Source organism: Stenotrophomonas lacuserhaii (assembly GCF_014836545.1).
Classification (GTDB): domain Bacteria; phylum Pseudomonadota; class Gammaproteobacteria; order Xanthomonadales; family Xanthomonadaceae; genus Stenotrophomonas; species Stenotrophomonas lacuserhaii.
Genome location: NZ_JACSQS010000032.1, coordinates 1 through 11,233 on the forward strand (window position 1 = coordinate 1; position 11,233 = coordinate 11,233).

The 11,233-nt window shown below is 67.9% G+C and carries 9 protein-coding genes; 3 read left to right on the forward strand and 6 right to left on the reverse strand.

Going from position 1 to position 11,233, the window contains the following annotated elements; genetic code table 11:
- Positions 1 to 245: 245 nt before the first annotated feature.
- Together H9654_RS17540 and H9654_RS17545 are read right to left on the reverse strand one after the other, a co-directional pair.
- Complete coding sequence (locus H9654_RS17540) at positions 246 to 587, reverse strand: hypothetical protein (protein ID WP_042614545.1); 342 nt, start codon at positions 585 to 587, stop codon at positions 246 to 248.
- Between the two features lie 124 nt (positions 588 to 711).
- On the reverse strand, positions 712 to 1,887 hold the full coding sequence (locus tag H9654_RS17545; protein ID WP_182657713.1) for a thiolase family protein: 1,176 nt from the start codon (positions 1,885 to 1,887) through the stop codon (positions 712 to 714).
- A 198-nt stretch (positions 1,888 to 2,085) separates the two neighbouring features.
- Here H9654_RS17545 and H9654_RS17550 point away from each other — a divergent pair, with 198 nt between their 5' ends.
- The gene (locus tag H9654_RS17550) at positions 2,086 to 4,947 is read left to right on the forward strand and encodes a S8 family serine peptidase (protein WP_406833497.1); all 2,862 of its coding nucleotides are present in this window, start codon (positions 2,086 to 2,088) and stop codon (positions 4,945 to 4,947) included.
- 139 nt (positions 4,948 to 5,086) lie between these two features.
- On the opposite strand, the gene H9654_RS17555 is transcribed toward H9654_RS17550, so the two are convergent.
- Positions 5,087 to 6,184, reverse strand: a complete 1,098-nt coding sequence (locus H9654_RS17555; RefSeq protein ID WP_191771977.1) for a Glu/Leu/Phe/Val family dehydrogenase — start codon at positions 6,182 to 6,184, stop codon at positions 5,087 to 5,089.
- Positions 6,185 to 6,486: 302 nt separating this feature from the next.
- Here H9654_RS17555 and H9654_RS17560 point away from each other — a divergent pair, with 302 nt between their 5' ends.
- Positions 6,487 to 7,569, forward strand: a complete 1,083-nt coding sequence (locus H9654_RS17560) for an HDOD domain-containing protein (protein WP_191771978.1) — start codon at positions 6,487 to 6,489, stop codon at positions 7,567 to 7,569.
- A 6-nt stretch (positions 7,570 to 7,575) separates the two neighbouring features.
- Here the strand turns inward: H9654_RS17560 and H9654_RS17565 are convergent, their stop codons facing one another.
- The 3 genes from H9654_RS17565 to H9654_RS17575 are packed head-to-tail and all read right to left on the reverse strand — an operon-like array spanning position 7,576 to position 10,449.
- A complete protein-coding gene (locus H9654_RS17565) occupies positions 7,576 to 9,144 on the reverse strand; it encodes a phospholipase D family protein (RefSeq protein ID WP_191771979.1) in 1,569 nt (522 codons plus the stop codon).
- A 44-nt stretch (positions 9,145 to 9,188) separates the two neighbouring features.
- The gene (locus H9654_RS17570) at positions 9,189 to 9,896 is read right to left on the reverse strand and encodes an RNA pseudouridine synthase (RefSeq protein ID WP_042614540.1); all 708 of its coding nucleotides are present in this window, start codon (positions 9,894 to 9,896) and stop codon (positions 9,189 to 9,191) included.
- A gap of 55 nt (positions 9,897 to 9,951) precedes the next feature.
- On the reverse strand, positions 9,952 to 10,449 hold the full coding sequence (locus tag H9654_RS17575; RefSeq protein WP_191771980.1) for a M48 metallopeptidase family protein: 498 nt from the start codon (positions 10,447 to 10,449) through the stop codon (positions 9,952 to 9,954).
- A 61-nt stretch (positions 10,450 to 10,510) separates the two neighbouring features.
- Between H9654_RS17575 and H9654_RS17580 the strand changes: the two genes are divergently transcribed.
- Positions 10,511 to 11,068 carry a DUF2058 domain-containing protein gene (locus H9654_RS17580; protein ID WP_101100370.1) on the forward strand — a complete coding sequence of 186 codons (558 nt, stop codon included), beginning with the start codon at positions 10,511 to 10,513 and terminating at the stop codon, positions 11,066 to 11,068.
- Positions 11,069 to 11,233: the final 165 nt, after the last annotated feature.

Sequence of the window (11,233 nt, forward strand, 5' to 3'; positions counted from 1 at the left end):
GCAAAGCGTGGGAGCGGCAGCGCGAATGCGATGACGTGGACCCGCGCCATGGATGGCGCGAAACGAGGCCCGCAGGAGCGGCTCTTGCCGTCCCCCGTCCAGCCCCACCGCCCGGCCCGCCCAAAGCTGCGGCTTTCCAGCCACCCGCGAGGGGGTATCACCCGTTCGACCACCCGAACGACGGGCAAAGAAAAAGCCGCTGGCGAACCAGCGGCTTCTTCAGAACAGCGTGAAGAAAGAAGTTATTACTTCTTGGCTTCTTCAGCAGCGTCCTTGGCCTGCTCGGCGGTGCCTTCGGCAGCCTTGGCAGTGTCAGCAGCTGCGTCGGCAGCAGCGTCGGTGGCGGCGCCAGCGGCGGCACCGGCAGCGTCGGCCGAAGCGTCAGCAGCGGTAGCGGCGGTGTCAGCAGCCTGCTGGGCAGCGTCGGCGGTGGCGGTGCCAGCGGCAGCAGCCTGGTCAGCAGCGGCCTGCGCTTCGGTGGCAGCTTCGTTGGCCGAAGCAGCGGCGTCCTGGGCAGCTTCCTGCTTCGAGCAGGCAGCCAGGGCCAGGGCCAGGGACATAGCAACCAGCAGCTTGTTGATGCTCATTTGGTGAATCCTCGTCGTCGTTAGATAGGCAACGCGCAGTTGCGCGCCGCCAACATGATGACAAGCCACGAATGGCTGTCAAGCGATCCCGCATTCAGTTTTGCGAAACGGGCGTTAAATCCAATTAAATCAATTCGATGGCGATGGCCGTTGCTTCACCACCGCCGATGCACAGCGTAGCGATCCCGCGCTTGCCACCGCGGCTGCGCAATGCGTGGACCAGGGTGACCACCAGACGCGCACCGGATGCGCCGATCGGATGACCCAGTGCGCAGGCCCCACCATTGACATTCAACTTGTCGTGGGCGATGCCCAGTTCACGCATCGGCGCCATGGCCACCACCGCGAATGCCTCGTTGACCTCGAACAGGTCGACATCGGCCAGCGTCCAGCCCGCCTTGTCCAGCAGTTTGTGGATCGCGCCGATCGGGGCGGTGGTGAACCATTCCGGCTCCTGCGAGTGGGTGGCATGGGCAACGATGCGGGCCAGCGGCTGCAGGCCACGGGCGTTGGCATCGTCTTCGGACAGCAGCACCACCGCAGCGGCACCATCGGAGATGCTGGAGGAACTGGCGGCGGTCACGCTGCCGTCTTTCTTGAATGCCGGACGCAGGGTGGGGATCTTGGCGATGTCGGCGCGGGTGGGCTGTTCGTCGACGGAAATTTCGACCTCGCCCTTGCGGCTGGCGACTTTCACCGCGACGATTTCATCGGCGAATGCGCCATTGGCCTGCGCGGCCTGGGCGCGCTTGACCGACTCGATCGCGTAGGCATCCTGCTCTTCGCGGCTGAACTGATACTTGTCCACGGCGCACTCGGCGAACTCGCCCATCGCCTTGCCGTCGTAGGCATTGACCAGACCGTCGTGGGCCATGTGGTCCACTGCCTGGAAGTTGCCGAAGCGGTTGCCGGTGCGCGAATTGGGCAGCAGGTGCGGTGCGTTGGACATGGATTCCATGCCACCGGCGACGACGATGCTGGCCGAGCCGGCCTTGATCAGGTCATGCCCCAGCATGATCGCCTTCATGCCCGAACCACACACCTTGTTCAGCGTGGTGGCGCCGGTGGACAGCGGCAGTCCGCCGGCGATGGCGGCCTGGCGGGCGGGCGCCTGGCCCAGGTTGGCCGGCAGCACGCAGCCCATGATGACTTCGGTAACGTCGCTGGCCGGCACGCCGGAGGCTTCAAGCGCGGCGGCGATCGCGGTCGCGCCCAGGGTCGGGGTGGGGACGCCGTTGAACTGGCCGAGGAAGGAGCCGATGGCAGTACGCTTGGCCGCGGCGATGACGATGTTGGACATGGCAATCTCGTTGTTGCGTGAGCAAATTCGGAAAAGGAGACGCGAGCCGTTGGAAGGCGACGCGAATCCCGGCAGACTGCGTGGGGGACGCCAGTATAGGCGGTGCCCCTGACTGCGGGTTGGCTGGCCCGGCGCCAGCATCCGGCGAGTGCGGCACTCGATACCTTTCACGGGGATACAGGGATGAAACGGGTTCAACTGAATACGGCTACAGGGATGAAGACTGCGCTGGCCATGGCGCTGGCCGCGGCATTGAGCGCGTGCGGAGGCGGTGGCGGCGGGGGCAATGTCCGCGTCGAACCGCCCGCGCCGCCGCCGGTCACGCCACCGCCGGTGACCCCGCCTCCGGTTACGCCGCCCCCTGAAGCGCCGCCGCAGCCGAGCAGGCAGGGCCATCTCACCGCGATCAACGCGCTGGGCACCGGGCTGACCGGGCAGGGCGTGCGTATCGGCGTGGTGGATTCAGGCGTCAACCGCACCCATCCGGCGCTGGCCGGTCGTGTGGTCGCCAACTACACCTATGTCGATCCGCGGGAAAACGACCTGGGACGCGATGACGTGGTCGGGCATGGCACCACCGTGTCGATGCTGGCCGCCGGCGGCGACTACGCCGGCTCGCAGGTCGGCGTGGCGCCCGGCGCGGAGATCGTCTCGGCGCGGATCATCGCCGACAAGCGGCCCGTGGACGACGGCAGCGGCAATGGCAACCAGGTCAGCGGTGCGATCGGCCTGGCGCCGGTGCATCGCGACCTGGTCAATGCCGGTGTCAAGATCATGAACAACTCCTGGGGTGGCCTGTATTGGACCAACGCGGCGACAACCGCACAGATCGCCGACGAGTATCGCCCGTTCATCACCAGCAACGGCGGACTGGTGGTGTTTGCCACCGGCAATGACGGCAGGTCCACCCCGTCGAACATGGCCGCGCTGCCGAGCCGCCCCGGTGTCGGCGGCAGCATGCCGGCGGCCGACCTGGTGCGCGGCTGGCTGGCGGTAACCGCCGTGGACACGGTCACCCCGACCCAGCTTGCCAGCTACGCCAATGCCTGCGGCGAAGCCGCCAGCTACTGCCTGGCCGCGCCCGGCACCGCGGTCTATCCCGATCCACAGGCAACCACGGCGACCGCAAGCTATTACTACGGCTGGGGCACGTCCTATGCGGCGCCGCTGGTCTCCGGCGCGGCGGCGCTGGTCTGGCAACGCTATCCGTACTTCAGCAACGACCTGGTCCGCCAGACCCTGCTGGGCACGGCAACGGACATCGGCGCTGCCGGCGTGGACCCGGTGTTCGGCAACGGGCTGCTCAATGTCGGCAAGGCCGTGAACGGTCCGGGGCGACTGGACTGGGGCGATGTCAGCGTCAACGTCAACCGGCTCGGGCTGGATTCGGTATGGAGCAACGATCTAAGTGGGGCCGGCGGCCTGGTCAAGCAGGGCGTGGGCGCGCTGGGCTTGTCGGGACGCAACACCTACAGCGGTGCCACGCGCATTGAACAGGGCACCCTGGCGCTGCGCGGTGGCGCTTCGATCACCTCCAGCGTCGGCATCGTCGCCCAGGCCGGCAGCCCCAGCGGCGCCGCGCTGCAGTTCATGAACGGCACCACCCGTGTGGTCGGCAACGTCGACAACGGCGCCAGTGTGGTGCTGACCAGCGCCAACGCCGATGCCACCATCGAAGGCAATTACCTCCAGCGCGACGGTGCCCAGCTGATGGTCGCGCTGGGCGTCAACGCATTGCAGGTCACCGGCACGGCGACCCTGCAGGGGGGTGGGGTGCTGGTCAATGGCGCGATTGCCGGTTATGTGCCGGCCGATGGCACGCGGCAGTCGTTGATCCGGGCACAGGGTGGGTTGTCCGGCCAGTTCAACACCGCTGCGGTGGGCCAGAACGGCGTGTCGCTGCTGGAATCTTCGTACGGCTATGACAGCACCACGGCATGGCTGGAACTGACCCGGGTCAGCGTGGTGGCCGCGGCCAGTGCGGCGTCGCTGGATGCGCGCGCACTGGCATCGGCCGAGCGCGTGGAGCGCGCCTTCGAACGGCTCGACGGCAGTCCGGACCTGCAGGGCAGCGCGTTGGCCGATGTGGCCGGCGAGCTGCAACGCACGCCCGGTGGCATCAGCGGTCTGTCAGCCAGCCTGGACAGCCTGTCCGGCAAGGCCCACGCCTTGGCCACCCAGGCCACCTTCGACAGCGTGGACATGAGTCGCCGGGCGGTGGCTGCGCGCTTCGGCGAGGTGCAGGCACGCCCGGCGCTGCGCGGTGCGTGGCAGCGTGCGCTGGGCGAGGCAGGGCAGGGCAATTTCGCCGGCAATGGAGCGCAGACCCGGGGCTGGATGGTGGGCCATGAAAGCGCGTTGGGCGGCAATGGCGTGCTGGGCGTGGCCTTCGGCGAAGTGCGCAGCAACGCCAGTGGCAACGACAACGGCGGACTGGGTCGTGATCGCCAGGCACAGGCGCAGCTGTACGCCGGCTGGAGCGAGGGGCGTGGCTACCTGCTGGCGCAACTGGGTGCTGGACAGTTCCAGCGCCAGGTGGACCGGCAGCTGCTGCTCGGTGCGCAGGCGGTAGCTGCGGGCGCGCGTTACGGCGGCCGCTTCGCCAGTGTCAGCGTGGAATCCGGGCTGCGCTTTGGCGGCCCGCGTACGGCGCTGACGCCCTACGTGGCGGCCAGCCAGATGCAGGTGCGCTCGGACGGGTTCACCGAGCAGGGCGGGCTGGGCTTCGGCCTGCGCATGCAGGACAACCTGGCGCGGCGCAGCCTGGCCATGGCCGGTCTGCGTGCAGAGCGCCAGTGGCGGCGCTGGACCCTGCGCGGCTACTCCGAATGGCAGCAGGAGCTGTCCAGTGAGGGGTTCGATGCGCAGGCCGGCTTCACCGGCGTGGAGGCGTGGGCCCCCCTGGTTTCCGGCGCACTGCCGCGTGCGTCGGGCCTGCTCGGGGTGGCGCTGGAAGCCGGGGTGGGGCGTAGCGGCCGGGTGTCGTTCGGCTACGACCAGCGCTTCGGTGGTGGCCTTGATGTATCGCAGGCGGCGCTGAACTACAGCACCGGCTTCTGATTTCGCAGTAGTGCCGGGCCATGCTCGGCGGCTTTCCGGGTCGGCACCGCGTTGTCCGATGAAAGGCGCCGCGCTTGGCGCTCGCCGAGCATGGCTCGGCGCTACCGGGCTTTCCGCGCCGGTATCGCGGGGCCCGGGGTCAGCCGGCGCGCAGGTCGCCCAGGCGCGGGGTGGCGCGTCCCATCGGCAGCTTCAGTCTGCCGATCGACTGGATGCGCGCTTCGGCAATGCGGTCGGCCGCGCGCTGCGGGGCGATGTTCTCGCTCTGGGACAGCGCGAAGATGCGGCCCAGGTTGTGATAGATGCTGCGGATCAGACGCATCGCGCGTTCGCGGTTGTAGCCGTCGATTTCCAGCGAGACATTCATCACCCCGCCTGCATTCACCGCGTAATCCGGCGCGTACAGGATGCCGCGCGCGTGCAGTTCGTCGCCTACTTCCGGGTTGGCCAGCTGGTTGTTGGCGGTGCCACAGATGATGCGTGCCTTCAGCCGCGGCAGCACGTCCAGGCTGATCGCACCTTCCAGCGCACACGGCGCGAACACATCGGCGTTGACCTCGTGGATCTCGTCCGGCTTCACCGCCTCGGCACCGTACTCGGATACCGCGCGGTCCACCAACGACGCATCCAGGTCGGTCACGTACAGCTTCGCACCGCGGTCGCGCAGCAGCTTCACCAGTTCCATGCCGATGTGGCCCAGCCCCTGCACGGCAATGCTGGTCTTGCCTACTTCTTCGTGCCCCAGCTTGGCCTGCAGCGAAGCCATCAGCGCCTGCAGCGCACCGTAGGCGGTGAACGGGGCCGGGTCACCGGAGCCGCCGTGCACCTGGTGGACGCCGGTGACGAACTGGCTTTCCAGGTAGATGTTTTCCATGTCGTTGACATCGGTGCCGACGTCCTCGGCGGTGATGTAACGACCGCCCAGCGCATCGACCTGGCGACCGAAGGCACGCAGCAGCACTTCGGTCTTGTCGGTGCGCGGGTCACCGATGATCACCGCCTTGCCACCGCCGACGTTCAGGCCGGCCAGTGCGTTCTTGTAGGTCATCGTGCGGCTGAGTCGCAGCACATCGGCCAGTGCCTCGTCGGTGCTTGCGTAAGGACGCATGCGGACGCCGCCCAGGGCCGGGCCCAGGGTGGTGCTGTGCAGGGCGATGATGGCCCGCAACCCAGCATCGGGGTTGTTGCAGAAAACAACCTGCTCGTGACCGGTAGTGGCGAGGGTTTCGAATAACATGGCGACTCCGTTGGCGTGAACAGCAGCGAACCACTTCGAACAGGCCAGCAACGATAAGGGTGCAGAAACAAAAAAAGCGACGTCGTCAGTTCAGGGGACGGGCCGCGCGGCGCCATTCTAGTCCATTCCCCGGGGTGGTGTTGTGCACGTCCGGGCCCATGGGCGAGCGGGTGGCCGGGTTAAAGAACCCGCCGTATCGGCCGATGCTGGATGCACGGCGGTGTCCGCCTGAACCCAAGGAACGGTGCGGTGGCAGTACAGCAATCCTACGCCCGCTTTGGCGGGCCATGCGGGGCGGGCCGATGAGTGCGACGGGCAGCAGTGGCTGGACCGGGTGGTGGGGGCGGCTGTTCGGCCGTGCCCGGACGGGGCACGCCACGCAGCGGCGCACGCGGTGCCGCGATGTCTTAGTGGCCGAAGCCGTTGCGCCAGCCGGGGCGGTTGCCGCTGGCGAGGCCGATGCCGATGCCGAGGCGCGCCTGCATTCCGGCCTGTATGCGCTGGCCCTGCACCCGGCCCTTGATGGCGGCGCTGCCTGCAACGACGCCCTGCTCGAAGCCACCCGGCAGGCGCTGCTGTCACGTGACTGGAGCGCGCGCCAGTTGCCACGGCGGCCGCAGCTGCTGCCGCAGCTGATCCAGACCGTCAACGATCCGGAATCCTCCGCGCGGGCGACCGCGGCGATCATCGGCCAGGATCCGGTGCTGACCGGCAACCTGCTGCGCATCGCCAACAGCCCGGCTTTCCGCATGCAGGAGCGGCCGGTGGACAGCCTGCAGCGGGCCATCACGCTGGTCGGTACGGAAGGCATCCGGCAGATCATCAGCGCGGTGCTGGTGCAGCCGGTCATGCACCTGCAGTGCAGTGAGTTCCCGCAGTTCAGCACGATCATCTGGGAGCATGCGCTGCTGTCCTCGCGCGCGGCGGCCGACCATGCACGTACGGTCAGCCAGCAGGATCCGTTCGCCGCACAGTGGCTGGGGCTCACCCAGGGCCTGGGCGCCGCGCTGGTGATGAAACAGCTGCTGCAGGAAGCGCAGACGCTGCAGGTGCCGCTGGACTACCCCACCGCCGAGGCGGTGCTGCGTCAGTGGACGCTGCCGGTCGCCCAGCGCGTGGCTGCGGCCTGGGAGCTGCCCGCGCCGGTGCACGAAGCGCTTGAGCAAACCAACGCCGACAGCCCGCTGCCACGCACCCTGCGCTTCGCTCGCGCGGCCGCGGCGGCCAGCCTGTTGGCCCGGCATGGGCACATCGGCAAGAGCCAGGGGCTGGCCTGGCTGGAGCAGCTGCCCGGCACCCCGCCGCATGCCCTGCTGTGGATCTGGCGGCGCCTGCACGGGCGGCCGGTTGAAACCCTCGCCGACGAACACGACGGCGAGGGCTGAGCGGGATCAGAGCTGCGATTCCAGCGGCAGCCAGCTGATCACCCGGGCAGTGGTGCGCAGGCGCACGCTGCTGTCCGGTTCGGTGTCGACCCAATGCGGCGGTGGATCCCGTTCCAGCCAGCGCACCCGGTCCTGTGCGTCCAATGCGAGCCACCAGCTCTGTTCCGGACTGGACAGCCGCAGGTATTCGGCCGTCAGCTGGGCCGCCAGCACCGGGTCGTCGAAGATCACGCCCATTTCGGTGTTGAGGTAGGCCGAGCGCGGATCCAGGTTGAAGGAGCCGACGAAGCCGTGCCGGTCATCCAGCACGAAGGCCTTGGTATGCAGGCTGGCGCCGCTGCTGCCGAACAGGCCGGAACTGGTCGCCTTGCCATGTGCCTTCAGTTCGTACAGCTGCACGCCGGCCTGCAGCAGCGGCACGCGGTAGGTCATGTAGCCACCGTGCACGGCGACCACGTCGTTGGCGGCCAGGGAGTTGGTGACCACCCCGACCTGCACGCCGCGTTCGCTCAGCCGGGACAGTCCATCCAGTCCCTCGTTGCCGGGCACGAAGTACGGCGATATCAGTAGGGCCTTGTGCTGCGACGCCGTAAGCATCTTGACCAGGTCGCTGACCAGCCAGTTCTGCGGATCATCGCGGCGATGCTTCATGGGCGGATCGGAGACGATGCGCACGTTCCTGCTCCAGTGCAGCGGCGCCGCGCTGGCCCGTGCGCGTGGACGCGACTTCGCCACTTCCTGCAGGTACGGCCTGGCCGATTCCAGCCGTGCTTCATTGTCCGATTCGCGCATCAGCAGGCGCAGCTGCTGGCGGGTGTGGTAGGCCAGCGCGGCAATCGGCACGGCCGCTTCGCTGTTCCAGTAAGCGTCGAACACGGTGTTGGCCTGGCCGACGGCTTCACCGGCCACCAGCAGGTCCAGGTCGCGGAAGTTCACGTCCGGGCGCGCGCTGAAGTATTCCTCGCCGATATTGCGGCCACCGACGATGGCGACCCGCCCATCGGCGATCCAGCTCTTGTTGTGCATGCGGTGGTTGACCGAGAAGAAGCGCTGCACCATCTCCAGCATGCGCCACGGCCCATTGCGGTTGCGGAACGGGTTGTAGAGGCGGATTTCGATGTTGGGATGGGTATCGAGCGCCATCATCAGCGCGTCCTTGTCCTGCGCGTTCATGTCGTCGAGCAGGATCCGCACGCGCACGCCGCGCTCGGCGGCGTCGTGCAGCGCACGCGCCATCAGGTGGCCGATCAGGTCGTCCTTCCACATGTAGTACTGCAGGTCCAGGCTGCGTTCGGCGCGTTCGGTGATGACCGCGCGCGCAGCGAAGGCATCCAGCCCATCGGACAGGAAGGCCACGCCGGATGCCCCGGGATGCGCCGCCTGCAGCGCGCTTACCTCGCGGTCGATGCGGGTCTGCGTGGGGTGCACCGGCAGCACGTGCGATGTTTCGCCACGCGCCTGCGGGGTCAGGTGGTCGGCCAGCAACAGGCCGGACAGCACCAGCACTACCAGCAGCGCAAGCACGATGGCCAGGCCGCGCAGCAGCCGGCGCCACAGGGGAAGGGATTTACTCATGCACCGATCCTAACCGCCAGGCCGGTGCACGCGCAGTGCACTGCTCAGAAACGCTCGTCGCTGCCCAGATAACGCCAGCTGCCCGGGGCCAGCTTGCCCAGCGAGACACGCCCGATGCGCAGGCGGCGGATGCCGACCACCTGCATCGAGGCACCGGCGCAGGCTTCGCGCAGCATGCGCGGATGCAGGCCCTTGCCGGCAAAGCGCAGCCGCTGTTCGCTCTGCCAGCTGATCTTGCAGCCGGGGATGGTGCGTCCGTTTTCCTTCAGGCCGGTCTGCAGCCGGGCCACGTCCCACATCGCGCGCTCGCCCTGGATATCCACCAGGAACTCCTGTTCGGTGCGCGCAAGCTGCTGCTGCAGGTGGGCGATGATCAGCGGGTCCTGGCTGACCACCACCAGGCCACTGTCCGAAGCGGGCAGCGCGGCGGCCAGCTGCAGGCCGTGGAAGTGGCGCTGCAGCGGACGGATGCTGCCCAGGTCCAGCGGGCTCTGCGATTCCGGTGTGACCATCGCGCTGAGCGTATGCGCGGCCGCATCGACCGGCTTGGCCAGCAGCATGGTGACGCGCTCGGTTTTCTCATCGCGCGCGGCCGGGTCCATCTCCACCGTCTCGGTGGTGACCTGCGCCTGCGGCTGTTCCACCACCTGGCCATCCACGCGCACCCAGCCGCCTTCGATGTAGCGGCGGGCTTCGCCACGGGGGCAGCCGAGCAGTTCGGCCAGGCGTTTGTCGAGACGGGTGGAGAGCATGGGGCAGGGAACCTCTAGGGGGCGCGCAGTGTACCTGCCACGGCGTTTGGCTGCTTCAGCCGCCGCGATGGGCCAGTTCAGTCAGGAACAGCCGGGTGTCGAATTCCAGCTGCATGTAGTCCGGTTCCATATGCTGGCACAGTTGGTAGAACGCCTTGTTGTGGTCGGCTTCCTTCAGGTGCGCCAGTTCATGCACCACGATCATCCGCAGGAAGGCGGCCGGAGCCTGCCGGAACACGCTGGCCACGCGGATCTCGCGGCTGGCCTTCAGGCGTCCGCCGTGCACGCGCGACACTGCGGTGTGCAGGCCCAGCGCGTGTTTCACCACTTCCAGTTTGTTGTCGTAGCAGACCTTGTTCAGGTGCACCGACTGGCGCAGGTAGCGGTCCTTGAGCTGCTGGGTGTAGTCATACAGCTGGCGGTCGCTGCGTACCTCGTGCGCCTCGGGATAGCGCCGCTGCAGCAGGGCGCCAAGGCGGTCTTCGGCGAGCAGCTGGCGCACCTGCTCCTGCAGGGGTTCGGGATAGCCGGTCAGGTATTTCAGCGAGGTCATGGTGCCGCTGGGGCTCCGGTATCATGGACGTCCCTAAGATAGACCAGTTGCAGGCAGGACCATGGCAAAGCCGAACGCGCTGCAGGAACAATTGCTCAAGGCCGGGTTGGCCAAGAAGGCGCAGGCCAGTGCTGCGGCCCGCGAGCAGGCCAAGGCCCGCCAGGGCAAGGCGCCGGATGCATCGGCGGAGATCCAGCGCGAGGCCGAGCGCGTGCGGCTGGAGAAGGTCGAGCGTGACCGCGCCATCGCCGCCGAACGCAATGCGCAGCTGCGTGCCACCGAGGGCCGCGCGCAGGCGCGGCAGATCGTGCAGGCGCATGCGGTTCCGCACGCGGGCGAGAGCGAGTACCGCTTCACCCACGGCGAGGTGATCCGCACGCTGCTGATCGATGCCAAGCTGCGCAAGGCGCTGTCGGCCGGTGCGCTGGTGATCGTGGCAGCGGGCGAAGGTTATGCGTTGTTGCCACGCGCGGCGGCGGAAAAGGTGCGCGAGCGCGCCCCGGAACTGATTGCGGTCGACCACGGCCAGGCGGGGGAGAGCACGGTCGCCTCCACCGGCAATGCCGAGGACGATGCGTATTACGCGCAGTTCCAGATTCCGGACGACCTGGTCTGGTAAAGGGTTTTTTCTGCGCTGGCGCGCGGCGTTGAAGCGACGGCAACGTCAACGTCAACGTCAACGTCAAAAGCTGCAGGGCTGTTGGTTGGGCGGGGCGGGGTGGCTGTGCAGGACACGCCGTGAATCCGTCCATGGAGGCTCGCTTTTCGCATCCATGCGAAAAGA

Excerpts from the sequence above, each read along its gene's own strand:
- H9654_RS17575 (WP_191771980.1), bottom strand. The coding sequence starts at position 10,449 with ATGACCTCGCTGAAATACCTGACCGGCTATCCCGAACCCCTGCAGGAG.
- H9654_RS17540 (WP_042614545.1), bottom strand. The coding sequence starts at position 587 with ATGAGCATCAACAAGCTGCTGGTTGCTATGTCCCTGGCCCTGGCCCTG.
- H9654_RS17555 (WP_191771977.1), bottom strand. The coding sequence starts at position 6,184 with ATGTTATTCGAAACCCTCGCCACTACCGGTCACGAGCAGGTTGTTTTC.
- H9654_RS17545 (WP_182657713.1), bottom strand. The coding sequence starts at position 1,887 with ATGTCCAACATCGTCATCGCCGCGGCCAAGCGTACTGCCATCGGCTCC.
- H9654_RS17565 (WP_191771979.1), bottom strand. The coding sequence starts at position 9,144 with ATGAGTAAATCCCTTCCCCTGTGGCGCCGGCTGCTGCGCGGCCTGGCC.
- H9654_RS17580 (WP_101100370.1), top strand. The coding sequence starts at position 10,511 with ATGGCAAAGCCGAACGCGCTGCAGGAACAATTGCTCAAGGCCGGGTTG.
- H9654_RS17560 (WP_191771978.1), top strand. The coding sequence starts at position 6,487 with ATGAGTGCGACGGGCAGCAGTGGCTGGACCGGGTGGTGGGGGCGGCTG.
- H9654_RS17570 (WP_042614540.1), bottom strand. The coding sequence starts at position 9,896 with ATGCTCTCCACCCGTCTCGACAAACGCCTGGCCGAACTGCTCGGCTGC.